General features: G+C 58.9%; 25 protein-coding genes, 3 tRNA genes and 1 riboswitch. Of the genes, 13 read left to right on the top strand and 15 right to left on the bottom strand.

Annotated elements, in window-relative coordinates:
• Positions 1 to 85: 85 nt before the first annotated feature.
• From ACUXV1_RS17475 to rsmD, 5 genes are all read right to left on the bottom strand, one after another.
• Positions 86 to 160 (bottom strand) — tRNA-Thr (locus tag ACUXV1_RS17475).
• A 21-nt stretch (positions 161 to 181) separates the two neighbouring features.
• Positions 182 to 255, bottom strand: a tRNA-Gly gene (locus ACUXV1_RS17470).
• 53 nt (positions 256 to 308) lie between these two features.
• Positions 309 to 393, bottom strand: a tRNA-Tyr gene (locus tag ACUXV1_RS17465).
• Between the two features lie 138 nt (positions 394 to 531).
• Positions 532 to 783, bottom strand: a complete 252-nt coding sequence (locus ACUXV1_RS17460) for a YfhL family 4Fe-4S dicluster ferredoxin (protein ID WP_019100314.1) — start codon at positions 781 to 783, stop codon at positions 532 to 534.
• Positions 784 to 886: 103 nt separating this feature from the next.
• Positions 887 to 1,444, bottom strand: coding sequence for a 16S rRNA (guanine(966)-N(2))-methyltransferase RsmD (gene rsmD / locus ACUXV1_RS17455; RefSeq protein WP_446016001.1), 558 nt, complete (start codon positions 1,442 to 1,444; stop codon positions 887 to 889).
• A gap of 237 nt (positions 1,445 to 1,681) precedes the next feature.
• Here rsmD and ftsY point away from each other — a divergent pair, with 237 nt between their 5' ends.
• From ftsY to rpoH, 4 genes are all read left to right on the top strand, one after another.
• Entirely contained in the window at positions 1,682 to 2,827 is a 1,146-nt protein-coding gene (gene ftsY, locus ACUXV1_RS17450) for a signal recognition particle-docking protein FtsY (RefSeq protein WP_446016002.1), read from the top strand.
• Between the two features lie 60 nt (positions 2,828 to 2,887).
• Positions 2,888 to 3,541 carry a cell division ATP-binding protein FtsE gene (ftsE, locus tag ACUXV1_RS17445; protein WP_043592279.1) on the top strand — a complete coding sequence of 218 codons (654 nt, stop codon included), beginning with the start codon at positions 2,888 to 2,890 and terminating at the stop codon, positions 3,539 to 3,541.
• Positions 3,538 to 4,446, top strand: coding sequence for a permease-like cell division protein FtsX (gene ftsX / locus ACUXV1_RS17440; RefSeq protein WP_019102028.1), 909 nt, complete (start codon positions 3,538 to 3,540; stop codon positions 4,444 to 4,446). The genes ftsE and ftsX overlap by 4 nt, the downstream gene beginning before the upstream one ends.
• 185 nt (positions 4,447 to 4,631) lie before the next feature.
• The gene (gene rpoH, locus ACUXV1_RS17435; RefSeq protein WP_019102027.1) at positions 4,632 to 5,495 is read left to right on the top strand and encodes an RNA polymerase sigma factor RpoH; all 864 of its coding nucleotides are present in this window, start codon (positions 4,632 to 4,634) and stop codon (positions 5,493 to 5,495) included.
• Positions 5,496 to 5,566: 71 nt separating this feature from the next.
• Here the strand turns inward: rpoH and ACUXV1_RS17430 are convergent, their stop codons facing one another.
• The 4 genes from ACUXV1_RS17430 to ACUXV1_RS17415 all read right to left on the bottom strand — a co-directional run bounded on the left by ACUXV1_RS17430 (position 5,567) and on the right by ACUXV1_RS17415 (position 10,172).
• Positions 5,567 to 7,351 (bottom strand): Wzy polymerase domain-containing protein, encoded by a 1,785-nt coding sequence (locus tag ACUXV1_RS17430; RefSeq protein WP_446016003.1) that lies wholly within the window; start codon positions 7,349 to 7,351, stop codon positions 5,567 to 5,569.
• Between the two features lie 75 nt (positions 7,352 to 7,426).
• A complete protein-coding gene (locus tag ACUXV1_RS17425; protein ID WP_446016004.1) occupies positions 7,427 to 9,352 on the bottom strand; it encodes a Wzy polymerase domain-containing protein in 1,926 nt (641 codons plus the stop codon).
• Positions 9,303 to 9,740: a pilin gene (locus ACUXV1_RS17420; protein ID WP_043641214.1), complete on the bottom strand. Its 438-nt coding sequence runs from the start codon at positions 9,738 to 9,740 to the stop codon at positions 9,303 to 9,305. Before ACUXV1_RS17420 ends, ACUXV1_RS17425 begins: the two co-directional genes overlap by 50 nt.
• A gap of 12 nt (positions 9,741 to 9,752) precedes the next feature.
• Positions 9,753 to 10,172 carry a pilin gene (locus tag ACUXV1_RS17415; RefSeq protein WP_043641212.1) on the bottom strand — a complete coding sequence of 140 codons (420 nt, stop codon included), beginning with the start codon at positions 10,170 to 10,172 and terminating at the stop codon, positions 9,753 to 9,755.
• A 196-nt stretch (positions 10,173 to 10,368) separates the two neighbouring features.
• Here ACUXV1_RS17415 and ACUXV1_RS17410 point away from each other — a divergent pair, with 196 nt between their 5' ends.
• From ACUXV1_RS17410 to ACUXV1_RS17395, 4 genes are all read left to right on the top strand, one after another.
• On the top strand, positions 10,369 to 11,721 hold the full coding sequence (locus tag ACUXV1_RS17410) for an adenosylmethionine--8-amino-7-oxononanoate transaminase (RefSeq protein ID WP_446016005.1): 1,353 nt from the start codon (positions 10,369 to 10,371) through the stop codon (positions 11,719 to 11,721).
• A gap of 101 nt (positions 11,722 to 11,822) precedes the next feature.
• The gene (locus ACUXV1_RS17405; protein WP_446016006.1) at positions 11,823 to 13,325 is read left to right on the top strand and encodes a hypothetical protein; all 1,503 of its coding nucleotides are present in this window, start codon (positions 11,823 to 11,825) and stop codon (positions 13,323 to 13,325) included.
• Positions 13,326 to 13,524: 199 nt separating this feature from the next.
• The gene (gene proB, locus ACUXV1_RS17400; protein ID WP_446016007.1) at positions 13,525 to 14,643 is read left to right on the top strand and encodes a glutamate 5-kinase; all 1,119 of its coding nucleotides are present in this window, start codon (positions 13,525 to 13,527) and stop codon (positions 14,641 to 14,643) included.
• Between the two features lie 78 nt (positions 14,644 to 14,721).
• A complete protein-coding gene (locus ACUXV1_RS17395) occupies positions 14,722 to 15,795 on the top strand; it encodes an ABC transporter substrate-binding protein (RefSeq protein ID WP_446016008.1) in 1,074 nt (357 codons plus the stop codon).
• 47 nt (positions 15,796 to 15,842) lie between these two features.
• On the opposite strand, the gene ACUXV1_RS17390 is transcribed toward ACUXV1_RS17395, so the two are convergent.
• Both ACUXV1_RS17390 and ruvB read right to left on the bottom strand, forming a co-directional pair.
• Positions 15,843 to 16,250: a hypothetical protein gene (locus ACUXV1_RS17390; protein WP_446016009.1), complete on the bottom strand. Its 408-nt coding sequence runs from the start codon at positions 16,248 to 16,250 to the stop codon at positions 15,843 to 15,845.
• Between the two features lie 120 nt (positions 16,251 to 16,370).
• Positions 16,371 to 17,405 carry a Holliday junction branch migration DNA helicase RuvB gene (gene ruvB, locus ACUXV1_RS17385; protein ID WP_446016010.1) on the bottom strand — a complete coding sequence of 345 codons (1,035 nt, stop codon included), beginning with the start codon at positions 17,403 to 17,405 and terminating at the stop codon, positions 16,371 to 16,373.
• Positions 17,406 to 17,493: 88 nt separating this feature from the next.
• A riboswitch (FMN riboswitch) is annotated at positions 17,494 to 17,640 on the top strand.
• 124 nt (positions 17,641 to 17,764) lie between these two features.
• Between ruvB and ribB the strand changes: the two genes are divergently transcribed.
• The 5 genes from ribB to ACUXV1_RS17360 all read left to right on the top strand — a co-directional run bounded on the left by ribB (position 17,765) and on the right by ACUXV1_RS17360 (position 22,697).
• Positions 17,765 to 18,424 carry a 3,4-dihydroxy-2-butanone-4-phosphate synthase gene (gene ribB, locus ACUXV1_RS17380; RefSeq protein ID WP_446016011.1) on the top strand — a complete coding sequence of 220 codons (660 nt, stop codon included), beginning with the start codon at positions 17,765 to 17,767 and terminating at the stop codon, positions 18,422 to 18,424.
• 52 nt (positions 18,425 to 18,476) lie between these two features.
• Positions 18,477 to 19,886, top strand: coding sequence for an ATP-binding protein (locus ACUXV1_RS17375; RefSeq protein WP_114153055.1), 1,410 nt, complete (start codon positions 18,477 to 18,479; stop codon positions 19,884 to 19,886).
• Positions 19,883 to 20,413, top strand: a complete 531-nt coding sequence (locus tag ACUXV1_RS17370; protein WP_081574317.1) for a hypothetical protein — start codon at positions 19,883 to 19,885, stop codon at positions 20,411 to 20,413. The genes ACUXV1_RS17375 and ACUXV1_RS17370 overlap by 4 nt, the downstream gene beginning before the upstream one ends.
• Positions 20,410 to 21,759, top strand: coding sequence for a sigma 54-interacting transcriptional regulator (locus tag ACUXV1_RS17365; RefSeq protein WP_279720856.1), 1,350 nt, complete (start codon positions 20,410 to 20,412; stop codon positions 21,757 to 21,759). Before ACUXV1_RS17370 ends, ACUXV1_RS17365 begins: the two co-directional genes overlap by 4 nt.
• Before the next feature lie 302 nt (positions 21,760 to 22,061).
• Positions 22,062 to 22,697, top strand: a complete 636-nt coding sequence (locus tag ACUXV1_RS17360; protein ID WP_446016012.1) for a BON domain-containing protein — start codon at positions 22,062 to 22,064, stop codon at positions 22,695 to 22,697.
• Positions 22,698 to 23,129: 432 nt separating this feature from the next.
• Here ACUXV1_RS17360 and ruvA read toward each other — a convergent pair whose 3' ends face one another.
• Genes ruvA through amgK form a run of 4 tightly spaced genes read right to left on the bottom strand, consistent with a single transcriptional unit; the run spans position 23,130 to position 26,059 of the window.
• Complete coding sequence (ruvA, locus tag ACUXV1_RS17355; protein ID WP_019100526.1) at positions 23,130 to 23,723, bottom strand: Holliday junction branch migration protein RuvA; 594 nt, start codon at positions 23,721 to 23,723, stop codon at positions 23,130 to 23,132.
• A 38-nt stretch (positions 23,724 to 23,761) separates the two neighbouring features.
• Positions 23,762 to 24,313 (bottom strand): crossover junction endodeoxyribonuclease RuvC, encoded by a 552-nt coding sequence (gene ruvC / locus ACUXV1_RS17350; RefSeq protein WP_019100527.1) that lies wholly within the window; start codon positions 24,311 to 24,313, stop codon positions 23,762 to 23,764.
• A 4-nt stretch (positions 24,314 to 24,317) separates the two neighbouring features.
• The gene (gene murU / locus ACUXV1_RS17345; protein ID WP_446016013.1) at positions 24,318 to 25,025 is read right to left on the bottom strand and encodes an N-acetylmuramate alpha-1-phosphate uridylyltransferase MurU; all 708 of its coding nucleotides are present in this window, start codon (positions 25,023 to 25,025) and stop codon (positions 24,318 to 24,320) included.
• 2 nt (positions 25,026 to 25,027) lie between these two features.
• Positions 25,028 to 26,059, bottom strand: coding sequence for an N-acetylmuramate/N-acetylglucosamine kinase AmgK (gene amgK, locus ACUXV1_RS17340; RefSeq protein WP_446016014.1), 1,032 nt, complete (start codon positions 26,057 to 26,059; stop codon positions 25,028 to 25,030).
• Positions 26,060 to 26,107: the final 48 nt, after the last annotated feature.

Genomic DNA, 26,107 nt, shown 5'->3' with positions numbered 1-26,107 from the left:
GACGTTTACGTGCGGTTTAGTCCGCTCGAACTTTTCCTTAGCCATGGCAAAATTTCCTGGATACGAAACAACACAAAGTAAATGGTGGTGCCCATGGGCAGAATTGAACTGCCGACCTCTCCCTTACCAAGGGAGTGCTCTACCCCTGAGCTACATGGGCCCTTCAAACAGGCTACACGCTTGGAGCGGGTGAAGGGAATCGAACCCTCGTCGTAAGCTTGGAAGGCTTCTGCTCTACCATTGAGCTACACCCGCCTGCAACAACAACCTCGAGCAACTTTCGTCGCACACGCCAAGACGCTAAATTCTGGTGGAGGGAGAAGGATTCGAACCTTCGAAGGCTGAGCCGTCAGATTTACAGTCTGATCCCTTTGACCGCTCGGGAATCCCTCCTGAAAGAGACCCGAATATTATAGATAGCCCCGATGGCCGTCAACCGGTTTTTGCATTTTTTTCCAATTATTTTGCGGACAAAAGCAAAGCGCCCCGGCAAGCCTGGGGCGCTTTCAATAAATTCAAAAGCTTAGCAGTTCACGCCTGCCCAGAAATCCGCAGATACTTCTGATGCAACGCCTCCTGCGTCTCCTCGTGAGACGGATCCAGGGGGATGCAATCGACCGGACAGACCTGCTGGCATTGCGGTTCGTCGTAGTGGCCAACGCACTGGGTGCACAGATTGGGGTCGATTTGATAGATTTCCTCACCCTGGGAAATCGCGTTATTGGGGCACTCCGGCTCACAGACGTCGCAGTTGATGCATTCGTCGGTAATCATCAAAGACATAGTAAATTCCTCAAGTATTCCACAGCATGAATTCTGTCACCCGACAGTCGGGCTCGCAAGTTCGCCCCGTTATATATTTATGAGAGCGCGGCGAACAAACCGCTCAGCCTGGCTCCGCCGCCCGGCGCAACAAACCGTAATGCACCTGGCCGGCCTTGGCCCGCTTCAGCACCTCCCAGCCCGGCAATTCCTCGGGCCAGCGGCGGCTCTCGATATATGCCAGACCGTCCTCGCTCATCACTTGAGCCAGCATAGGCAAAACCTGGGCCAGCAAATCGGAGTCAAACGGCGGGTCGACGAAAACGAGGTCAAAACGCTCCCGGCAGGCCTTCAGATACGCCAAGGCGTCGAACTGCGCCACATCGATGCTAGCAGCCGACAACAATTGCCGGTTGGCCTTTAGGGACTCGGCCACCGTGCGGGACTTCTCCACCATCACCACGCGACGCGCTTCGCGAGAAGCCGCCTCGAAGCCCAGCGCCCCGCTGCCGGCAAAGAGATCCAGACAGGATTTGCCGTACAGTTGCTGGCCCAACCAATTGAACAAGGTTTCCCGCACACGGTCCGGCGTTGGCCGCAAACCCTGAGCGTCGGGAAACGGCAATAGCCGGCGCCGATACTCGCCACCTATGATTCTGACCGTGTTACGCGACTGACTCATAATTCCAAGCTCAAAAAACAAGGGGCTGAGTGTAACCCGATCCGCGTCATTGCGCCTCATTGTCGCGCAAACCGGCCGCTATCTGTCGCACCTCGCGCCACAAAAAACCATCTATCCCTTATATATAGATTTCAACGATCCCATAGCCCCACCCGCCTCTGCGCTGCAACAATTGGGTACGCATCTCCATTTGAGGATACAATTTAGCCATTTACCGAATTCTGCCGGCCTTAACGCATGTTTAGCTTCTTCAAAAGAAAACCCCAGTCCGAGCCCACGCCCCCGACAACAGTCCAAACGGAGCCTGCGGCCGACGCTCAAACCATCATCCCGCCCGAAGTGGCCGCCCCTGCCATCCAACAACCGGAAACACGCGCGCCCGAGCCGCAGCACTCCTCGGCAGCACCCGCCGAAGCCGTCCCAGCCTCGACGCGCGCCGATACGCCGCCCGAGCCCCCTCAGGTTTCTCTGAAAAAAATGAGCTGGGCGGAACGCCTGAAAGCCGGCCTGTCAAAAACCCGCGACAAGCTGGGGAAATCCCTGGCTGGTCTGTTTGGCGGCGGCAAGATCGACGAAGAGTTGTACGAGGAACTGGAAACCATTCTGCTCACCGCCGACATGGGGGTGGACGCCACGCAGCACCTGCTCGACGACGTGCGCGAGCGTGTTTCGCTGAAAGGGCTGAAGGATGCTTCTGAACTGAAAGACGCATTAAAAGGGTCGCTCAGCGATTTGATCTCGCCACTGGAAAAACCGCTGGACGTTAGCGGCAAGAAACCCTTCGTCATCATGATGGCCGGCGTCAACGGCGCCGGCAAGACTACATCGATAGGTAAGCTGGCCAAGTACTACCAAAGCCAGGGCAAGAGCGTGTTGCTGGCTGCCGGCGACACCTTCCGCGCCGCCGCGCGCGAACAGCTGATGGCCTGGGGCGAGCGCAACAACGTCACCGTGATCGCCCAGCAAGGGGGCGACTCCGCCGCCGTTTGCTACGACGCGATTCAAGCCGCGGTCGCCCGCGGCATCGACATCGTGCTGGCAGATACCGCGGGCCGCCTGCCCACCCAACTGCACCTCATGGAAGAGATCAAGAAGGTGAAGCGGGTAATCCAAAAGGCTTTGCCAGACGCGCCGCATGAAATCATCCTGGTTCTGGACGCCAATATCGGCCAGAACGCCATCACTCAGGTCAAGACTTTTGACGACGCCCTCGGCCTGACCGGGCTAATCTTGAGCAAGCTGGACGGCACCGCCAAGGGCGGCGTAATCGCGGCCATCGCCAAGCAACGCCCCGTTCCGCTGCGCTTTGTCGGCGTGGGCGAAAGCATAGACGACCTGCGGCCGTTCAAGGCCAAGGACTACATCGACGCGCTGTTCGACTGAACGCATCAGCCATTGCAAGCTCTCACTCTTGCCGTCACCAGCTAACGCGGGAACAGAATAATGATCCAGTTCGACCAGGTCACCAAGCGCTACCCAGGTGGCAACGAAGCTCTGAAAAACCTGTCTTTCAACATTGATACCGGTGAGATGGTCTTTCTCGCCGGTCACTCCGGCGCAGGCAAATCCACCTTGCTCAAGCTCATCGCCGGCATAGAGCGCGCCACTGCGGGCGGCGTGGTGGTCAACGGCCAGAATCTGTCCAAGCTGCGCTCCAGCCAGATTCCCTACGTGCGCCAACACATCGGCCTTGTCTTCCAGGATCACAAGATCCTGTTCGATCGCAGCGTGTTCGACAATGTGATGCTGCCCTTGGACATTATCGGCTTTGACCGCCGCGACGCAGCCAAGCGCGTGCGCGCAGCGCTGGACAAGGTTGGTTTGCTCGGCAAGGAAAAGAGCATGCCGATCCGTCTGTCAGGCGGAGAACAACAGCGCCTGTGCATCGCCCGAGCCGTGGTGCACCGCCCCAGCATCCTGCTGGCCGACGAACCCTCGGCCAATCTGGATCGCGCTTATGCGCTGGACATCATGGAATTGTTCAAATCCTTCCACCAGGTGGGCGTCACGGTGCTCATCTCCGCTCACGATGAAACCCTGATGGAAGACTACGGCCGCCGAATCATTCGCCTGCGGGAAGGACAATTTGCCGCATGAAACATTATCTCTATCTGAACTGGCAAAGCGCCAAGCAAGCGCTGATCAAAATTTTGCGCCAACCTTTCGGCAGCTTTTTGACCTTGCTGATGCTGTCGCTGGCGCTGGCCTTGCCGCTCTCGCTTTATTTGACCGTCAGCAGCGTGCAGGACTGGGTGGGCCGCTTGAGCGCCACGCCGCAAATCACCTTGTTCATGGAGCAGTCATCGGAAGAAGCGGATCTCGCCGCGGTCACTTCCACCTTGACCCATCACCCCAAGGTCAAGAGCTACAGCTTCGTCAGCAAGAACAAGGCGCTGGCGGACATGGAGAAACGCAACGGCCTGCCGGGTTTGGCCGATGGCCTGGACAGCAACCCGCTGCCGGACGCCTTCGTCGTCACGCCAAAGGCGCTGGAGCCCCGCGAACTGGAGATGCTGCAAAAGGAACTGTCCGGCCTGCCCATGGTGGAACAAGCGCAGTTCGACGCAGACTGGGCAAAACGCCTGTACGGCATGGTGGAAATGGGCAAGCATCTGACCTGGTTCATGGGCATCGCCCTGGGACTGGCGCTGGTGCTGGTGACCAATAACGCAATCCGCATGCAGATCCTGGCGCGGCAGGACGAAATCGAGGTCTCTAAATTGATAGGCGCGCCGGACAGTTTCATCCGCCGCCCTTTCATGTACCACGCGATGTGGCAAGGCATCCTGGCTGGCTTGGCCGCTTGGGCGCTGACAGGCTGGTTGACCTCGGTCGCCAACCCGGCGATTCGCGAATTCGCCCAGTTGTACGGCGAACGGGTGGAGCTGCGCAATCTGAGCCCGGTCGAACTGGCCGTCGCCGTCGCCGTCTCCGCCCTACTGGCGATGCTGGGTGCCCGCCTCGCTTCCGACCATCATCTACGCAAGATAGAACCCAAATGAAACGCGGCCGCTTGCCAGCGCATGTAAGCAGCGCAACAACTGTTAATCAGAGCAGAGAGCGTCGGCGCATCGGCTGCGTTACTATCGAGCCGATAGGAAAAATCATTGACGCTGGAACCTTTCATTGCTAGCACTCTCCATATACGAGTGCTAACATATCACTACCCAAGGAGGTAGTTATACAGATGACCACAACATTTGCTTTGCCCGTCCCGTCCACCAGCGGCAGCCTGGAGCAATACATCCAAGCTGTTAACAGCGTACCCATGCTGACGCCTGAGCAGGAAAACGAGCTTGCAACGCGCTTTCAGGAGCAAAACGACCTGGAAGCCGCGCGCCAGCTGGTGCTCTCGCACCTGCGCGTGGTGGTATCAATTTCCCGCGGCTACTCCGGTTACGGTTTGCCGCAAGCCGACTTGATTCAAGAAGGCAATATTGGCCTGATGAAGGCCGTCAAGCGCTTCGAACCCGATCGCGGCGTGCGCCTGTTCTCTTTTGCCGTGCACTGGATCAAGGCCGAGATTCACGAATTCATCCTGCGCAACTGGCGTTTGGTGCGCATTGCCACCACCAAGCCTCAGCGTAAGTTGTTCTTTAATTTGCGCAGCATGAAGAGCAGTTTCTCCGCGCTGTCGGAAAACGAGGCCCGCCAAATCGCAGCCGATCTAGGCGTCAAGCCGGAAGAAGTCCGCGAAATGGAAACCCGTATGAGCGGCCAGGACGTCGCCTTGCTGGCTGACGACAATGACGACGACGGCTACGCGCCGATCGACTGGCTGGCGGACCATCACAATGAGCCAACCCGCGAGCTTGAACGCCGCGCGTTCGACCATCTGCAGACCGAAGGCCTGCAGCAGGCCTTGGCCACTCTGGACCCGCGCAGCCGCCGCATCGTTGAAGCGCGCTGGCTAGCCGACGACAGCGGCTCCACGCTGCATGAGCTGGCAGCCGAATTCGGCGTATCCGCTGAGCGTATCCGTCAGATTGAGGCCAAGGCACTGGGCAAGATGAAGACCGCGCTCAGTCAGGGCGTGGTGATCGAAGGCTGAACCCTTCCCCGCTCAATAAAAAACCACAGGCAAAGGCCTGTGGTTTTTTTGTGTCCCATCATCGAAGGGGCTTATTCGGGCATGGTCTGGTACTTGGCCGGCAACTTGGCGTAAGCTGCGCGAGCCACCACGCGCAGAGGTTCCCATTCCGCCCTATCGTCATCCAGGGTATTCAGGAACACACCGGCGTAAGTCGGAAAAGAGGCCAGCGTCGTCTGCAGGGTCTGCTCCGCCTTAGCTTGTTTTCCGGCCAACACCTCTAGCTGCGCGCGTTTCAACATCACTTCCGGATAGGGACGGAATGCGGTTAGCCGGTTCTCCAGCGCCAATTTACTCTCTAGCTGCTCCGGCCCAACTTTCAAGTAGTCATCCACGGTGTAAAGTGCGTGGTAGGCGAATAACGGTTTAGTGTCGGCGATCTCGATCAGCCGCTCCATTCTCGCAGCATCGCGCTTGGCATCATTAGTCGGCGTATAAAGGCCCACCAGCTCCCAGAACATCGACAGACTACTGATTGACAACCAACCCACCCAAACCAGCGCCGCGAACAATGGCAGACGCAGCGGCCAAGCCAGCTGACGATCACCCCGCGGCGCCATAGCGGCGAAGATCACCAGCATCGCCAGGAAGTAGTAATACCACAGTGGATACTCAAGCATGCTGTGCGTCAGGGTCACCGCCAAGCAGCCCAAGGCCAACACCCCTTCCAGGGTGGCGCGACGACCAAAGAACGGCCACAGCACCCAGACAAAGCCGCCGACGATCAGCAAAGTCGCCACGCCCCCCATCTCGGCCAGCAATTGCAGGATCAGGTTATGGGAGTTGGTAAACAAACCGCTGTTGAAACCGGATGCGGCAAATTGTGGCAGCGGCTGCAAACGCACACTCTCCGCGGCAAACTGCGACCAACCCACCCCCGTCAGCGGATGCGACTGGAAGCTCAGCCATGCTTTATGCATTTCAGCGAAGCGCCGCGACCCCATATCGTCGCCGTTAGCCGCCAAGCGGGCGAGACCGGAAGTGTTTTGCAAGTTTTCATGCGTCAGCCAGGAAATCAACTGATTGAACCAAGGCAGGGCGAACTGCATCGCCAACACTACCAGACAAGACAGCCACATCGCCCACAGCATCCGGCGTGATTCCGCACTGCCGATGCGCCAATGCCAGAGCGCCGCCAGCCCGGACAGGGCCACCAGGTACAACAGAATGGTGCGCGAACCCGCCCACCCCAGCATCAAAGCCAGGCCAAGCACGAGAATAGCCAAGCCCCAGCGTGGCAGCCGGTCAGCTGCATACAAGTACACCCCAGCCACCACCGACCACATCAAATAATGTGCGTATTGATTGCGTTGGCCGATATGACCAAAGATATTGCTGGTGGGGTGAGAGCCATCGTAGAACAAGCCCAGCTCCGCGGCGTAACCCGTCAGCTGAGCCACGCCTATCGCCGCCTGCACCAAGCCGCCAATGATCAAGGCCCAAGCCAACCAAACCGCAAACGGCCGCTCCCCCATTTCCTCGCGCAAAGACACGGTGACAGCCGCAAGCAAAGCGGCAGCCAGCCAGGCCAAGGCGGTGGCGTAATTCATCCCTGGGAACAGCGCATCCACCCAAAACGGCTGCCCTGCCCAGAGCAGCCCCATGCCCAGACACCACCAGGCGCTGCGCGGCATGCGCCGGAACAATCCCCCGCTGGGCAACAAGAAAACCGCCGCCGCCAGCAGCAGCCAGACCACATTGATTTCGCCAAACCACTGCGGCAACGGCACATAGTGAATGCGCGAGGCGAAAGGCAGGATGGCGATGAGGCATAGAGCCAGCATCGCCACGTATGTGGAAAATCTTTGAGCGCTCATATTACGGCTGTCGTTTGCTAGATGGAGGACGCAGGATACCGCAAGCACGCGCTCAAACAAACCGTATCCTGGCGGTCAAAACAGCGGTTTGCGTGTAACGGGGGCGGTCACGGTCATCACTGCAGCCAACTGCGCGGCCTCACTATGAGGAGGGTGTTGGGCGTATGCTTGAGCAGCAACCATAGCCAGCTGTCTCAGAGGGACAACTTGGGGACTATTTTGAGAGGCTAACATACCTACAAAACCATTCACATAGTCTGGATAATTAGCGATTGCCATCTTTAATGATTTATTCGCCCCCACCTCGTCGCCACCCAGAGCCCGCAATATCGCCAACTTGAGTAGCACATTAGGGTATGGACGGTAACGGGCCAGCATTTCAAAATGAGCAAGTTTTATATCCAGTTTTTCACTTGTAGGCACCATATAATTAGCCAATGCCATATCCACATCTCTTGCCCAGAATGGATTCCTTCCAATATTTGACAGACCCTCCAATCGAACAACATTATCTTTTTCATTTAATGACGGAGCACTATATTGAACAATCGTCCAAAAATAATTTAATCCCACTAGAAAATATAACAAAAAACCCACTCCAAATAAAAATGACAATCCTTTCACAAACCTAGGGCGAAGCGAAACACTCCACTCACCACCTTTCACCAAAGCACAAATCAAAATAAACATAATTAAAAAAGGCATATACCACATGGGATACTCAAACATGCTATGCACTAAAATCACCACAAAAACACAACACAACCAAAGACTTTCTTTATCCTTCTTCACCTTCTTCAACAATCTAAAAAACAGATGACATAAACCCAACGCTACAGGAACAGTCCCAAATAAACCGGTCTCAGCCAGCAACTGGAAAAACAGGTTATGACTATGAGTAAAAAGCGAGCTCTCTGGTTGTTTAGGCAAACCGGAAAACCATTCCATCTTTACCGTCTCTGCAGCAAACCCTCCCCATCCAACGCCAAACCATGGATGCCCCATAAAAACCAGCCACGCTTTTGTCCACTCAATCCGCCTCCGTGCCCCCAAGCCACCATCCATGATACGATCTGAGCCGCTAACAACATTAATAGGGAGGCCTACTTTACTTAGTAGCAGCATAATCTCGCTATTCAAAAGTTGAAAGCAAAACATCAATAGCGCCGCCCCCACTACAGCCCAAGCAAACGACTTTACCTCACTACGGCCTTTTCCATAATCCGCCAAGCTTCGATACCAGTACCACACCAACATCAAGGTCAACAACATATAAGCCAAGGGCAAACGAGCTCCAGACCAAGAAATTGCCAAAATCACTGGCAGCAAAAAAAGTAAAACGAATCTGTATCGCATGCGACCTATCGCATACAAATAACAAGCTGACAGAACCCCCCAAAAAAGGAAATGCGCATACTGATTCCGCTGCGCAACATTTCCAACCACCTCTAAAGAGCTTGGACTATAAACAATAAACCCATAAAAATACTGCCCCATCCTTAACGCCTGAAAAATACCAACAAAAGATTGCAGCAGCGCGAATACAACAACAACCTTAGCTAGCACCTCAATCAAAGAATTAATATCAGACGACTTCAAACAGCTCCGCAGCAACACAACAAACAAAACCAAACCAACAAAAACAATAGCAAGCTGACTATAGAAAACTGATTGCAACATCACTATAGCAACAACTAACAAAACCAATTCAAGCCAGGAAACGTATACTTTTTCCAATTTTAAAAAACATAAGCAGAGCATGGCCAAACCAAGCAATGCAAATGCAGAAGCATCTGACACCCAATCAGGCAGTGGCGCATAACGCAACCAGCTCATGAACGGTAAAGAGATCGCCAATGCTGTCAAAAAAAATGAAAGCAATTTTATGTTTTTATCCATAGCAAAAAGGGTGCCGAATGGCACCCCCCCTTTGATGCAAGTTTTTTTAGTATCAGTTGCCGGCACGGCAGTTAGCTGGAAGCCATTGAGGGCTAAGTGCACTAGTACCGGAAGCTCCGCACGTCCAAGTAATCGAACCACCTGATGCAACAGGGGTCAGTGTCAATTGATTCTTATTAGCATCAATCAATGTGGTGCTATAGGTAACCGTAATTACACCGCTCGTACCAACTTGCACATTGGTTACCGAGTTACCACTGATCGTTGCCTGCAGACCAGCAGATGTATTAGATCCCGGAAAAGAGCCATTTGAGGCATAAAATTCAGCAACTGCTGTTTTTGCTGCAGAAGCCAAACTTAAGCCTTCTGAAACCCTGGCCCGCTTTGTGTAATCCTGATACGCGGGAATGGCAATTGCGGCCAGAATACCAATGATAGCTACCACTATCATCAGTTCGATAAGAGTAAAACCTTGTTGGGATTTTTGCATTACATGCTCCATTTAATGACAAGACGAAGGCACATATTGAGCATAAGCCGCACCGGTTGAGCACGACCAAGCAACAGTACCACCACTAGCTACAGGGGTAAAGATCACAGTCAGGCCTGAGACCACACTGCTATTAAACAACACAGTCACAGTGCTCACTCCACTACTGATTCCAACCTGCACATTACTGACATAATTTCCTGCCAAAGTATTCGGCAAACCCGCGCTAGCATTAGTGCTTGGCCAAGTATTGCCAGCCAGATAGTATTCTGAGACCGAGGTTTTGGCCTGATCCGCATAGGTCAAGCCTTCCGCCACTTTGGCTCGAATCACATAGTTCTGGTACGCTGGGATCGCAATCGCAGCCAAAATGCCGATAATAGCGACAACAATCATTAGTTCAATCAAAGTAAAACCAGCCTCCTTCCTCATCACTCGACTCCAGGGCTTGTTTTATAGAGAGCGGTTCATGCAGAAAGTATGCCAGCCCCTTCCCCACTCTCTTTCCTACTAATTCCGCTAGCCATAAATAGCGCAGCAGGTAGGAATGTGACGTTTTTGGGCAGTCCGCAGCCTTCTCCCTCCCTGTGATAGCATCAAACTCTTGATTTGAATACATAGAACAGAGATGAGCGATAACCAAACCTGGCTGCAGCGCAGCTTCAACACCGTATGGCACCCTTGTACACAGATGAAGCGTCACGAGGCTTTGCCCATCGTCCCTATCGCCAGCGCGGACGGCGTATGGTTGAGCGACTTCGACGGCAAGCGCTATCTGGACGGGGTCAGTTCCTGGTGGGTCAATTTATTTGGCCATGGTCATCCGCGTATCAAGCAGGCGATCAAGAATCAGCTCGACACGCTGGAGCACGTGATGCTGGCTGGTTTTACGCATCAGCCCGTAGTGGAGTTGTCGGAGCGTCTGGCCAAGCTCAGCGGCTTGGCCCATGTGTTTTATGGATCCGACGGCGCGAGCGCCACGGAAATTGCGCTCAAGATGAGCTTTCACTATTGGCGCAACCAAGGGCAAGCGGGCAAAACCCGCTTTATCAGCCTGGAAAACAGTTATCACGGTGAAACCGTGGGCGCCCTGGCCGTCACCGATGTTCCCTTGTTTTCCAGCACCTACGCCGGCTTGCTGAGGCCAGGCCTGCGCGCACCGTCACCTGATGCCCGCCGCGCACTGCCTGGCGAAAGCGCTGCTGATGTAGCACACAGAGCGGCCCAGGCGCTGGAAAACCAGCTCTCCAAGCATGCGGGAGAAGTCGCCGCGGTCATCGTGGAGCCATTGGTGCAAGGCGCGGCCGGGATGGCGATGTACGACCCGTTCTATCTGAGCGAGCTACGCCGACTGTGCGACCAATACCAAGTACACTTGATCGCGGATGAAATCGCCGTCGGCTTTGGCCGGACCGGCAGCCTGTTCGCCTACCAGCAAGCCGACATCATGCCGGACTTCCTCTGTCTGTCCAAAGGCATCACCGGCGGTTTCCTGCCGCTTTCCTGCGTGTTGACCAGCAGCCCGATTTATCAGGCCTTCTACCACGATGATGTCACTCGCGGTTTCTTGCATTCACACAGCTATACCGGCAATGCGCTGGCATGCGCCGCGGCGCTGTCGGTTCTGGATATCTTCGCGGAGGAGGATGTCCTGGCGGTTAATGCCGCTAAAGCCCAGCGTTTCAATACGATGATGGCGGGCTTGCAAGCTCGCCCGGACGTCAGGAACTTCCGCCACAAGGGCATGATCTGGGCTTTCGAAGTCGACACTTCCCGCGCCGACTTCGCCCAAGCCTGTTTTGCCGCGATGCTGCGCCGTAGTTGCCTGTTGCGCCCCATCGGCAACACCGTGTATTTCATGCCCCCCTATACGATCACCGAGGAGGAGATGGCCTTTCTGATCGCCGCCACCGAAGCCACTCTGGAGGAACTGGCGCGCGCATCCAACACCGCCGACGGCCAAAGCATCGCTTTGCCGTGATCCGCCTTGCCATGGCGGGGTGAGTGCCCATAGCATGGAAACGGCACAATTTACATTGTGAATCGCCTTGCATGCCGCCGCCCACCCTGCCAGAACAAACTATGGATCCTCTGCTGATAAATACTCAACCGGATAGTGTAGCGGCATGGCTGGAGCGGCTGCCTTTCACCGATCTGCCCGAATGCGGACGCTTATTGAGCCAGTCCATGCAAAACCTGTCCCGAGTTCCACTGGACAGCCATTTGCGCCACAAGCTCCTGAAGTTGTACCTGAAAGCGGTGGATCGCTATTACCCGCTGCTGGAAAACGAGATTCGCCAACACGACAGTTTAGGGACGCCAAAGGTACGCCAGCTGGCCTTGCTGAGCGTCGAGCTGTTCGCTCTGATTTTCATCACTTTCAAACAGACTCTGCACGACCGCCTTGCCAAACGCGGTCTGCTTGATCGCGAGCACCCTAAAATCGAGCTGATGGCCTACACCATGATGGCGGCGCGCCAGCTACTGAGCATCAGCCAGCAATGCTATAGTCCGATCACCCCGGACTTTTGGTACGACTGCCACCAGTTGCATGTCTTCGCCAGCGGCCACGGCTGGCAAGACAAAGGCCTGGCCAACGATGACTCCATCCATACCATCTACTTGCAGATTCTATTGATGGGGCTGACCCCCAGTAACCGCCTCGCCCCCACCGAGCAAGCCTTATCGCGACAGCTGATCTTCGATCTAGCAGCCAAGGCCCAACTGATTCCGGTGGAGGCCTTGACCCAGCCAGTGCATGGCTATCTGGTGGATCAACAAATCGACTCTCCGCCGCGCTTTCTGCCGATTTCCGCAAGCAAATTGGGCCCCGGCTGCTTTCTGCTAGATCTGGAGCCGCTCAGAGACATCCTGGAGAAAAGCCGAGAAGCACTGCAAAAAGCGCAGAACAATCGCCAGCAAGGCCTGATGGTAGACGAATTGCAGTTGCTATCCTTGCTGGTGGAAGAATGGCATCAACCCAAACGTCGCCGTCATCCGCGGCTCAAGACTCAAACCATCATCGAAATCGTCGCGGCACTGCCTGGCATCTGGTTCCACCGCAACGATCTGAGCTGGCAGTTGCCCGGCATCTCCACGGAAGAGGACACGCCTCGCCACCGGCCGCCGCCGCCGCCCTGCTTGCTGGCCATATCCAATCAGAGCGATACCGGCTTGCTACTGCACGGCCAACCGCGGGATCAATCCCTACGAGCAGGGGAACTGCTGCTGGTCACCCCGCCAAATCAGCCGGAGAACGCTAAGCTCGGCATCGCCCGCTGGGTTGCGCTTCGCGCGGATGGACGGGAAATCGAATGCGGGGTGGAGTTTATCGGCGGGCCGCCCCAGCCCGCGCTGGCCATGCCCAGCATTACGCATCCCGGCGATCACTTTCAGTTCGCCTTGCTGCTGGCCACGCCAGCGGGAATGCCCAGACTGCTGTTGATGGCTGGACGCCCGTATAGCCAGTTACGCGAATTCCGCCTACATGATGGCGAAGGGGAAAGCCTGATCCGGGTATCGCGTTTACACACGCAGACTCCGCTTTTCCAAATCATGGAATACCGCGATAGCGAGCATTTCTGACTCAGATCAAGCTTTTATCTTGCCGCGGACCCTGCCGAATTGCGCGGTCCACATCAAAGCCCGTGTAATCAACAGGCTGCCGACACCATGATGGCGCCGCTTTGCCGCCATCGGATCTCCGCCCCGCCGGAGACGGTCCGACATGCTCTTTTTCGGGTAAACTCCCCCGCATCTATCGTTTTGACTCATGGAGTTTTGGATGCGCTCGGTTATTCACGCCGCGGACCGGATTGTGGTCAAAGTCGGCTCCAGTCTCGTCACCAATGACGGCAAGGGCCTGGATATGGCGGCGCTCAATCGCTGGGCGGCGGAAATCGCCGAATTGAAACGGCGCGGCAAACAGGTGGTGCTGGTTTCCAGCGGCGCGATTGCCGAAGGCTGCCAACGACTGGGCTGGACCGTGCGCCCCAAGGGCGTGCATGAATTGCAGGCCGCCGCCGCAGTGGGCCAGATGGGCCTGTGCCAGGCGTATGAAACCGCCTTTCGCGGCTTTGGCTTGCAGACCGCGCAAATCCTGCTGACCCACGAGGACTTGGCTGACCGCACCCGCTATCTGAACGCCCGCTCCACGTTGACGAGCCTGTTGAACCTGAACGCGGTGCCCATCATCAATGAAAACGACACCGTGGTCACCGATGAAATTCGCTTCGGCGACAACGACACCCTGGGCGCGCTGGTCACCAATCTGATCGAGGCCGACGCGCTGATCATTCTCACTGATCAGCAAGGCCTGTACAGCGCGGACCCTCGCAAACACCCCGACGCGGGATTCATCCATGAAGCCATTGCCGGCGAGCCACGTTTGGAAGAAATGGCCGGCGGCGCCGGCTCCAGCGTGGGCACCGGCGGCATGATCACCAAGATTCTCGCCGCCAAGCGCGCGGCGCGCAGCGGCGCGGCCACGGTGATCGCCTGCGGCCGCGAGCATCAGGTGCTGCCGCGCTTGGCGGACGGCGAGGGCATCGGCACCCAGTTGCTGCCGCCCACCAACCGCATGGCGGCGCGCAAGCAATGGTTGGCCGATCATTTGAAATTATCCGGACGCCTGGTTCTGGACGCCGGCGCGGCGCAGGCGGTGCGGGAGCGCGGCACCAGTTTGTTGCCCATCGGCGTTTGCGCGGTGGAAGGCGATTTTCTCCGCGGCGAGGCGGTGGCCTGCGTCGATCAAGAAGGCAAGGAAGTCGCGCGCGGCCTGGTCAACTACAGCTCCAGCGAAGCGCGCACCATCATGCAGAAGCCCACCCGGGAGATTGAAGCCGCACTCGGCTATATGATCGAACCGGAACTGATCCATCGCGACAATATGGTCGCTTTATAACGAATGCGGCAGCGCCTCGACGCCTCCGCTACGTCTTCGTTTTTCCATTCCATTCTTTGAACTAAAGGATTCACGCGTATGAAAAAGCTGGCCCTTTCGGCGCTTCTGGCTCTGACCTGGGGCTCGGCAATGGCCGAGGACGTACTCCATATCTATAACTGGAACAACGCCTTATCCGCAGACACCGCCAAGCGTTTTGAACAATCGTGCAAATGCCGGCTGGTGCAGGACTATTACGGGGACAACGAGGAGATGCTGGCCAAGCTGGCCGCCGGCGCCAAAGGCTACGATATGGTCTTCCCCACCGCCTTCGCCGTCAGCACTCTGATCAAGCAAGGCAAAACCCAGCCGCTGAACAAGGCGCAGTTGCCCAACTGGAAGAACCTCAATTCAGGCTACCTGAAGCTGAACGCGCCGTTCGATGCCGGCAACAAGGTGGCAGCGCCCACCGTGGTGTCGCTGACCTTGCTCGGCTACAACGAAACCCAGTTGCAAAAAGCCGGCGTGTTGCCGCAGGCCAACAGCTGGGCCTTGATCTTCGACCCGGCGGTGCTGGCAAAAATCAAGGGCCGGGTCACCGTACTGGACTCGCAGCGCGAGCTGATGTCCGCCGCCCTGCTCTACCTGGGCAAGGATGCCAATTCCACCCATCCCGCCGATTGGAAAGCCGCTGCCGAAGTGATCCGCAAGGCCAAGCCCTACTGGGCCGCCTTCAACAACCAGAGCTACATCAAGGAACTGACCGTAGGCAATATCTGGGTGGCCCACGGCTATTCCAACGATTTGTTCCAAGCGCAACAGGACGCGCAGCACGCCAAACGACCGTTCAAACTGGGCTACCAGCCACAGAAGGAAGGCAATATCCTGGCGGTGGACAATATGGTGATTCTGAAGGATGCTCCGCGGCCGGACCTAGCCCACCGCTTCATCAACTTCATGCTGGATGGCAAGAACGCCGCCGAAATCTCCAACCAGATCGGCGCGACCAACCCGGTCAAAGCGGCCGAAGCTTTCTTCAAACCGCAGATCAAGGCCAATCCGGTGATCATGCTGAAGCCGGCCAAGGGCAAGTACGTGGCGCTGAAAGATCTGGACGTGAAATCCCGCCGCGATTTGAACCGCCTGTGGTCGCAGATCAAGATCGGCCGCTGAGCCAGGCCCCGTTTCAACGAAAAATCCCGACCATGGTCGGGATTTTTTCATTCTTCGGGAGGCCGCTCGCCTTTACGCATCTCCACCGCCTTCATGATCACATAGGCCAGCATTGCGCACAGGAAGAACAACAACATAACCCAAGCAATCGAGCGCAGCGTATCGATGAAAGTGTTGAACAACTCCAGCAACCATCGTTCGCCGGTCAGCTCCATCACGGTGCTGCCCTTGCCCGCGGTCGGCGGCAAGTACTTCTCCAGCGACCACTGCCGCACCCCGCCGGAAACGCCGGTGACCACGATGGCGAAGAAGATGTACTTGCGCCAGGCGTCCGTCAAATCACGCCCCAGGACCCGCGCTAGAATCTTGTTGACCGCCGGATCGAAAAACCGCGCGGTGAATATCGAAGTGGCGATCGCCACCGCCAAGGTCAGGCCGAACAAAGCGTAAAACATAATCATCCCCCGCCGCAGCGGAATGCGTGAAAGTCAGAATTGTACGCCTGCGCGCCGGCGCAGGCGATCAGCGGATGGCCATGCGGATGCTCGCAAGCGACAAGGCCGGGGCTCTGCGCGTCAATCTCTCAACGGCAAACCAAAGTGCTGATAAGCCAGCGCCGTCGCCATCCGACCGCGCGGGGTGCGCTGCAGATAGCCTTGCTGGATCAGGAAGGGTTCGATCACGTCCTCGATGGTGTCGGTGGACTCGCCGATGGCTGCCGCGACGTTGTCCAAGCCCACCGGCCCGCCGGAAAACTTCTCCAAAATGGCTTGCAGCAGCTTGCGGTCCATCACGTCCAGGCCGGCCGGGTCCACGTCCAGCATCGCCAGCGCGGCGTCCGCCACCTGGGAGCTGACCACGCCGTCGGCCCGGACTTCGGCGTAATCACGCACCCGGCGCAGCAGCCGGTTGGCGATGCGCGGCGTGCCGCGGCTGCGGCGCGCCACTTCAAACGCGCCGTCGTCGGCCAGTTTGACGTTCAACAAGCCAGCGGAACGGTTGACGATGCGGGTCAGTTCCTCCGCGTTGTAAAACTCCAGCCGCGCGACGATGCCAAAGCGGTCGCGCAGCGGATTGGTGAGCATGCCGGCACGAGTGGTGGCGCCCACCAGAGTAAACGGCGGCAGATCGATCTTGACTGAACGCGCCGCCGGCCCCTCGCCTATCATGATGTCGATCTGATAATCCTCCAAGGCCGGGTAAAGGATTTCCTCCACCACGGGGCTCAGCCGGTGAATCTCATCGATGAACAGCACATCGTGCGGTTCCAGATTAGTCAGCAGCGCGGCCAAATCCCCGGCCCGCTCCAACACGGGTCCGGAGGTCTGCCGCAGATTGACGCCCATTTCGCGGGCCACGATATGCGCCAAGGTAGTCTTGCCCAGCCCAGGCGGGCCGAACAGCAGCACGTGGTCCAGCGCTTCGCTGCGGCGCTTGGCCGCCTCGATGAAGATTTCCAGCTGTTCGCGCGCCTTTTTCTGGCCAACGTACTCGTCCAACAGTTTGGGCCGTAAAGCGCGCTCCAGCGCCTCCTCCTGGGTGGACAGGCTTTGCTGGGTGACGATGCGGGGCTCGGGCGCGCCGCCGTACAGGTTGTCGGTTTCAATCATGGTGTCAGCCGCCGGCCAAAAAAACGAATGTCCAATCTTACCACCGCGCTATAATCGCCGCTGGCCCGCCCATCGCGGCGAGCCAACGCAACGTCTTCAGGGCGGGGTGCAATTCCCCACCGGCGGTATGATCGCAAGATCGAGCCCGCGAGCGCTTCCGCTTCCCGGCGGAAGGTCAGCAGATCTGGTGACAGGCCAGAGCCGACGGTAATAGTCCGGATGAGAGAAGACGACATAGCCGCCTGCCGCGCTACGCGCGCCCGCGGCGTGTTCGCTGCGCGCCTGCGCGCGCGGGTTGGCTTGCGCCGGCCCTTTCACGCCCTGGAACCTGTTTCTCAAACGACCCGAGGACCGTTTCCATGAGTATCGCCACACATCCCGACACCTTGTCCCAACGCGTCGAAACGGCGCTGAACACCTTGCGCCGCGGCTTGCCGGTCATCGTTCCGGACGACCACGACCGCGAAGACGAAGCCGACCTGATTCTAGCCGCCGATACGCTAAGCGAAACCGAAATGGCGCGTCTGATCCGCGATTGCAGCGGCATCGTCTGTCTGTGCCTGACCGCCGAGCACGCCGCACGGCTGCAATTGCCTCCGATGACCCAACGCAACGGCAGCCGCTACGGCACCGCCTTCACCGTCAGCATCGAAGCCGCGCAGGGCGTATCCACCGGCGTATCCGCCGCCGACCGGGTGCGTACTATTCAGGCAGCCGTCCACCCGCAAGCGCAGGCAGGGGACGTGGTCAGTCCCGGCCATGTCTTTCCGCTGGTGGCTGCAGAAGGCGGCGTGCAGAGCCGCCGCGGCCACACCGAGGCCGCTGTGGAGCTGGCGCGGCTGGCCGGCTTCCAACCCGCCGGCGTGTTGTGCGAGCTGATGAACCCGGACGGCAGCATGATGCGCGGCCCGCAAATCGCGGATTACGCGCGGCGGCACGCGCTGCCCATTTTGAGCGTGGCTGAGCTGGCCGAATGGATTTCCACACAGAACTTAGCCGCCTCCCCGCTGTCTGCTTGATCTTTGCCCTTAGCCGCGGGCTAACGCCCGCGGCGACGCCGCCGACCCCATCATGCTTCGTTTCATTTCTTTCCGCAGCCTGCTGCTGGCCAGCTTTCTGATCGTCGCCGTCGTGCCCTCGGCTGTGCTGATCCAGCTGCGCAACGAGTTGGGACACGCCGCCTCCACGCTGCGCTCGCATCAGGAACAAGCCAAGGAATGGCTGGACGCCAACCGCGTATCGCGCGAACAATCCATTCAATTCGAACGCGCCACCCGCCAGGCCCAGATCCTGAAAGACCGCGCGCTGGCCAAAACCGCCGCCGGCGCCTGGCAGGAGATCGAACTGGCGCAACGCAAGTTGCAACGCGGCGACGACGACGAGTTGACGCTAAGCGCCCGGGCCATTCTGGCGATCCAGCCGCAGCTCCAGGCCCTGCCCGCGCCCGCAGGCGCGCAACGCGACCGTTTGTTCCGCCAGCTGGACCTGCACCTGACGGCGCAGGGCCAGTTGATCAACCGCCAACTGGAACAGAGCCAGCGTCAATGGCAGGATTCGATCACCGAGATGCGCCGCACCGCCGACCGTCTGGCCTGGTTGTCGCTAGCCTCCGCGCTGGCGCTGGCGCTGGCGATGACCTTGTTGATCAGTTGGCCGCTACGCAAGCTGCAAGCCAAGATCGCGCGGATGAGCGATGGCGCGCGGCTGCAGGACTGGCGCCAGTCCGGCCCCGCCGACCTGCAGCGACTGGCCCGCGAGCTGGCCCAACTGGACCGCCGGCTGGCGGCGCTGGAAGAACAGAAAGGCCGTTTCTTCCGTCAGGCCTCTCATGAGCTGAAAACCCCGCTGGCCGCCATCCATGAGGCCGCCGCGCTATTGCGTGAAGAAGTGATAGGACGGCTATCCGCCCAACAGCAGGAAATCGTGGCCATCCTGCAAAACAATGCGCAGACCCTGCGCCAACGCGTGGAAGCCTTATTGCGCTATGATGCCGGCCAATGGCTGTCCGAGACGCTAACCGTGGAAACCTTCGATCTGCCGGCGCTGATTACGGAACGGTTGCAGGTCTGTCGTCCTCTGCTGCAAGCCAAACGTCTCGCCGCCGAAGTCCAGGGCGACGCGGAGCGGGTCAACGGCGACCGCTCTAAAGTAGAGACCATTCTGGACAACCTATTAATCAACGCCATTCGCCACAGCCCCGCCGGCAGCGCCTTGAACATCCGCCACGGCCGCGATGGCGGCGGCGTCTGGCTGGAAATCAGCGATCAAGGCCCCGGCGTGCCGGAAGCCTATCGAGAAAAGATTTTCGAGCCGTTCTGGAGCGGTTCGCCGCCGCCGGACGAATTGCCCGGCACCGGGCTGGGCCTGGCGATGGCGCGCGGTTTCGCCCAATTGATGCGAGGCGAACTAACGCTGGAACCCACGCCCCAGAACGGCGCCTGCTTCCGCCTTCAGTGGCCGGAACCGGAGAACAAGACATGAAGACACTTTGCCTTTTGACCCTCAACACACGACGGCTGCTCTGGCTTTGCAGCCTGCTGGTCCTGAGCGCCTGCGCTCATCAGCGTCAGCCGGCCGCCGCGCCGGCCGCGCCCATCATCCGTTGTCCGGACGCCAATCAAGTCCTGCTGCTGCTGAACCAGACGCGGGAAATCCAGGCCCTGTCCCTGACCGGACGGGAAAGCTGCGGCAGCAGCCGCTTGCTGTCTCTGCTCCAACAAGCGCAAACGGCGGAGAACCGCGCCGATACGCAAAAAATACTGACTCAGTTGGAGAGCCTGCTCGCCAAGGCCGACAACCTGGACCCGGCCAGCCTAGGTCTTGCGCGGCTGCAGCTCCAACAGTTTCAAGAACGGCGCAAGCTGGCGGAAGCGCTGGAGCGGCAACAGGCGCAGAACCGCGACCTGCAGAAACGCTACGACGATCTAAGCGGCAAGCTCAACGCCCTGCGCGAAGTCGAACGCGAACTCCAGCTGAAGCCCAGCAAAACCAAAGGAGGCCAGCCATGAGCGCCATCGCCCGCATCGTCTTGGTCGACGACGATCCCGACCTATTGCGCTTGCTCGGACTGCGGCTCGGCGCCGCCGGCTACGAGGTTGAGGCGCTAAACAGCGCCGAGGCGGCGCTAAACGCGCTAGCGGCTCGCCGCGCCGACTTATTGCTGACGGACTGGCGCCTGCCCGGCATGGACGGCTTGGAGCTATTTGAACAAGTCCGCCAGCGCTACCCTGCGATGCCGGTGATTTTACTGACCGCCCACGGCACGGTGCCGGACGCAGTGGAGGCTGTCAGCCGCGGCGTGTTCGGCTACTTGGTCAAACCCTTCGACGGCAAGGCGCTGCTGGACAAGGTGGCCCAGGGCTTGTCGCTGGCGGGCCCTGGCCGCCCCGTCGACCAAGCCGCGGCCGACTGGCGCTCTGGTCTGGTCAGCCGCAGCCCGGCGATGGAGGAACTGCTGGCCGAGGCCCGCATGGTCGCAGCCACCGGCGCCAGCGTGCTCCTGCGCGGCGAAAGCGGCACCGGCAAGGAAGTGCTGGCCAAAGCCATTCACCTGGCCAGCCCGCGTGCGGGCCAAGCTTTCATCGCGGTCAACTGTGGAGCGATTCCGGACAATCTGCTGGAAAGCGAGCTGTTCGGTCATGAAAAAGGCTCGTTCACCGGCGCCAACGCGCGTCAGACCGGCCTGATCCAACAGGCGGACGGCGGCACCCTATTCCTGGACGAGATCGGCGACATGCCGCCGCCTCTGCAGGTCAAATTGCTGCGCGTGCTGCAGGAACGCGAAGTGCGTCCGGTCGGCGCGACCCGGGCGACCCCGGTGGATATCCGTCTGGTATCGGCCACGCATCGCGAGTTGGAAGCGCTGATCCAGGAAGGCAGCTTCCGAGAGGACTTGTTCTACCGCCTGAACGTGGTGTCGCTGCGCCTGCCGCCACTGGCCGAACGCCGCGAAGACATCCCTCTGCTGGCAGCTCATTTCCTGGAAAAAATCGCCACCCGCTATCAGAAAGCCGTCAGCGGTTTCGCCGCCGACGCGCTGGAATACCTGAGCGCCGCGCCTTGGCCGGGCAATATCCGGCAATTGGCCAATGTGGTAGAACAATGCTGCGTGCTGACCACCGGCTCTCTGGTGACGCTGGCGCAAGTACAGAAAGCCGTCGCCAGCGAAGAAAGCGCGATCCCAACGCTGGCGGAAGCCAAGCGACAATTTGAACGCGACTACCTGGAACGCTTGCTGCGGCTGACCGGAGGCAATGTCAGCGACGCCGCGCGACTGGCTGACCGCAACCGCACCGAGTTTTATCGCTTGCTGCAAAAACACGAACTGACGCCCGCCGCCTTCAAGCTGGAATAAGCGTGGCGACGCGACAGGCGTGATATAAAATGAAGCGCCGCCAACGCCTGTCGCCAATCGGCGACAGGTAAAATCACAGCGAAATCAAAGCCCTACCCTTTTCCCCCTCCACCCTGTCGCCAAACAGCGACAGAATAGCCGCATCCTGCAAGCCAACTCCAGCCACAAAAAACACAAGCCCCTGAAAAATAATAAGAAATCAAAGCTGGCACGCCTTTTGCCATAGGGAGAGCGCAAATGATCGAAGCGCGACAGACTCAAGCGCAAGCGATGTGACTCACTCTCTCAAAAAGGTTAATCCCATGAAGAAATCCACTCTTGCCATTGCTCTGATGACTTCCCTGTTCACCGGCGCCAGCTGGGCGGCTCAAGACGCCAGCGCTCCGGCCGAGCAAGCCCAGCGCGCTACCGCAGCCAAAGGCGACGCCAGCGCCCCGGCCGAGCAAGCCCAACGCGCCACCGCAGCCAAAGGCGACGCCAGCGCTCCGGCCGAGCAAGCCCAACGCGCCACCGCAGCCAAAGGCGACGCCAGCGCTCCGGCCGAGCAAGCACAGCGCGCTACCGCAGCCAAAGGCGACGCCAGCGCCCCGGCCGAGCAAGCCCAACGCGCCACCGCAGCCAAAGGCGACGCCAGCGCCCCGGCCGAGCAAGCCCAGCGCGCCACCGCAGCCAAAGGCGACGCCAGCGCTGCTGAAGCGTTTATCGCCGAAGCTACGCCAAGCGCAGCCACCGGTCTGAACCAGGCGGTTCAGGAAGCCGTCGCCAAAGCCGCGGCTCAGGTTGGCGCCAATATCCAGACCAGTGTGAAAGCAGGCGAAGTCACCCTGAATGGCACCGCGCCTAGCGAAGAAGCGCTGCGCCGCGTAGCTGAAGAAGCCTCCCGCGTGCCGGGCGTGACCTCGGTGCGCACCAACGTCACTCTCAAAGCCGCTGGCTAATTCCGCTTTCATTCATCGGCGCGCAACCCGCCTGGCTCGCTTGCCCTGACCTGTCGCGCCGATACTCGCTTTACCCGGAGTCGTCCCAAGGAACACACGCATGTGTGCCCGCCTCCATTCGCCGCCCTTCTGGGCGGCTTTTTTTATGCGAGGCCAACGCACACCGCGGTCCCTCTTAGAGCCACTAGCAAAACCTCGCAGTCCACCTGAGCCAAGGCGTGCCGACGCAGGCAGTACCAGTCGTACGACAAGGAGGCGCAACGCAGGATCAGGGGTTTTGTTCGCGGGTCTTAAACCTGTTCAAAGTCTGCTGCGCTTCGGCGATACGGCGTTAAAAACAAGCTCAAAATGCTCATGTACCACGTGTACATTCCGCTTTTTCGCTCGTTTTCGCCTTGTCTCGCTCTTGCTCGCAAGATCGTAAACAGGTTCTTAAAACTTCATCAGACTCTTCAAGGCAAGACGCACGCCCTCGCTCACCGTCACGTCAGCCGGCAAGCCCTTGGTGGCGGCGGCAGCCTCCTTCTCGTTGTACCCCAGCGCCAACAAGGCGTTGACGATGTCGCCCTTCTCATCCGGCGTGGCGGCGAAAGCCAGGCCTCCCGGGGCGGTCAGATTGCTGCCGGTGGCCAATTTGCCGCGCAACTCCAGCACCAGGCGTTCCGCGGTTTTCTTGCCGATGCCCGGCACCGCGGACAGGCGTTTGATATCCTCGCTGGCCACCGCCACCGCCAAGTCGTCGGTAGTCATGCCGGAGAGGATCGCCAGGGCGATCTTGGCGCCGATGCCGGTTACCTTCACCAATTGCCGGAAGGTCTGTCTATCCTCCTTGCTGGCGAAGCCGAACAGCAGGTGGGCGTCTTCTCTTACCACCAGGTGGGTGAACAGCGTGGTTTTTTGACCCAGAGCCGGCAGTTGGTAAAAAGTGGTCATCGGCACATCGATTTCATAGCCGACTCCGTTGACGTCCAGCACCACTTGCGGAGGGAGTTTTTCGATGAGGTTGCCGCTCAGGCGTCCAATCATGTTCGGGTTCTTTCTTCAAGCGATTACAGGCACGCCGGCTACACCAGCCGGCCGCCTCGAATTTTCAGGCCGCTTTGCGCCAGCTGGCCTAAGGCTCCGGCGCTGAGGTTGGCGTGCGCCAAGGCCACCGCCAACGCATCGGCGGCATCGGCCTGGGGCGTGCCGGACAAATTCAGCATACGCACCACCATGTGTTGCACCTGCTCCTTGGCGGCCTTGCCGTGACCTGCGACGGACTGCTTGACCTGCAGCGCGGTATATTCCGCCACCGGCAAATCCCTCAACACCAGCGCAGTAATGCAGGCGCCGCGCGCTTGACCCAACATCAGCGTGGCAGCGGGATTAACGTTGACGAACACTTGCTCTACCGCCGCCGCCTGCGGCCGGTAGGTATCGATCACGCCGAACAAGCCGTCGACGATCACGCGTATGCGTTCACTCAAGGGCGCGCCCTGCGGCGTGCGGATGCAGCCGGAGGCCACATAATGGCGCTGCTGCCCCAGCAAATCGATCACCCCGAAGCCGGTAATGCGACTGCCGGGATCGATGCCGAGAATACGACGCGCGCCGGGAAGAGACGAAGCCGACATTTCCTCAGCCCGGACCGGCGCGCAATTGCGCATCCAACTGCTGCAATTGCTGCGGCGTGCCTACATTGTGCCAGACGCCGTTGAAGTACTCGCCGCTGGCCCGCCCCGCCGCGATCGCGGCATCGTAGAACGGGCGCATCGGCGCGAAACGGCCCGCGGGAAGCCCGGCAAACATACGGGTATCGTAAAGACCGATGCTGGAGAAAGTCAGTTTGCGCTCGCCGTCGGCTCGCAAGCCCCCATCCGGTGCCAGCGCGAAATCGCCACCGGCGTGGAAGTCCGGATTATCGGTCATCACCAGGTACATTCCCGGCTCTTCCCGCCGCTCCAGCGCGTCCAGCCGCGGCAGCAGGCAGGCATAGTCATAATCGGTGTAGATGTCCGCCGCCACGCACAGAAAGGCGCGCTCTCTGCCTTCTCGCAATAGGGGCAAGGCTTTGGCGATGCCACCGGCGGTCTCTAATGGCTTGCCCTCGGCGGAGTAAGCGATACGTGCGCCAAAGCGGCCGCCGTCACCCAGTGCCCGTTCAATCTGCGCCCCAAGCCAGGCGTGATTGATCACGATATCGGCGAAACCCGCAGCCACCAGGCGTTCGATCTGCCAAACAATCAAGGGCTTGCCGCCCACGGCCAACAAGGGCTTCGGCGCATGGTCGGTCAGCGGCCGCATTCGCTCGCCGCGGCCGGCGGCCAGAATCATGGCTTTAGGCATGCTCACCCCTTGTAACTCATTACCGGATAGGCCGACTGCAGTTCTTCGTCGGTCTGATCCTTGCCCACCAACTGCAGCAGCAATTGATAGAACGGCGCCAGTTCCTGGTAACGACGAGTGGTGCGTTTCAGATATTTGATGAAACGCGGAATCTCCTCGCGATACTTGTCCTTGCCGTCTCGATGGAACAAACGCGAGAAGATGCCAGCCACTTTCAAGTGGCGCTGCACCCCCATCCACTCGAAATCACGATAGAAAACATCGAACTCCGCCGGCACCGGCAGGCTGGCGGCGCGCGCCTTTTCCCAATAGCGGATCGCGATATCGAGCACAAAAGGCTCTTCCCATTCTATAAAGGCGTCGCGCAACAGGCTGACGATGTCATAGCTCACAGGGCCGTACACCGCGTCTTGGAAATCCAACACCCCGGGCTTCCCTGGGGTCAGCATCAGATTGCGCACAATGAAATCCCGATGCACAAACACCTTGGATTGGGCCAGCAACACCGGCAGCAAGGCCTTGACCCCAGCGTCCCACAACTGACGCTGGGCAACATTCAACGGTCGTCCCAATTCTTTGGCACAGAACCATTCCGGAAACAGATTCAACTCGCACGTCAGCAGCACTTCGTCGTATTCCGGCAACACCCCCGGCTGGCTAGCGGATTGAATCTCCACCAAGGTATCCAGCGCCTCCAGCAGCAGATGGCGCTGCACCTGCTCGCGCCCATCATGCTCCAAGGCCGCCAGATAGGTCACCCGGCCCAAGTCCTCCAGCAATAACAGACCTTGTTCGCGATCACGGGCCAGCAGCTTGGGAACATTAACCATGGCGAAAACATCGCGCACTTGCACATAGGCGTCGGTGCTCATTTTTTCCGGCGGCGCATCCATCACGATGCAACTCGCGCCATCCGGCCAGGTCGCACGAAAGTAGCGCCGGAAGTCGGCATCCGCGGCGGCGAATTCGAGCCCGATGTCCTGCCCCGGGTACAAATCCGCCAGCCATTTTTTGATGAGTTCCTGTCTATGCATGTCGCTTCGTCTTGGTGCTGATAGAATTGGCTGATTTTATACTGCCCC

The sequence above is a fragment of the Chromobacterium sp. W521 genome, assembly GCF_052805975.1.
Note: the sequence above shows the minus strand (reverse complement) of the source record. Positions and strands in the feature narration are given on the sequence as shown.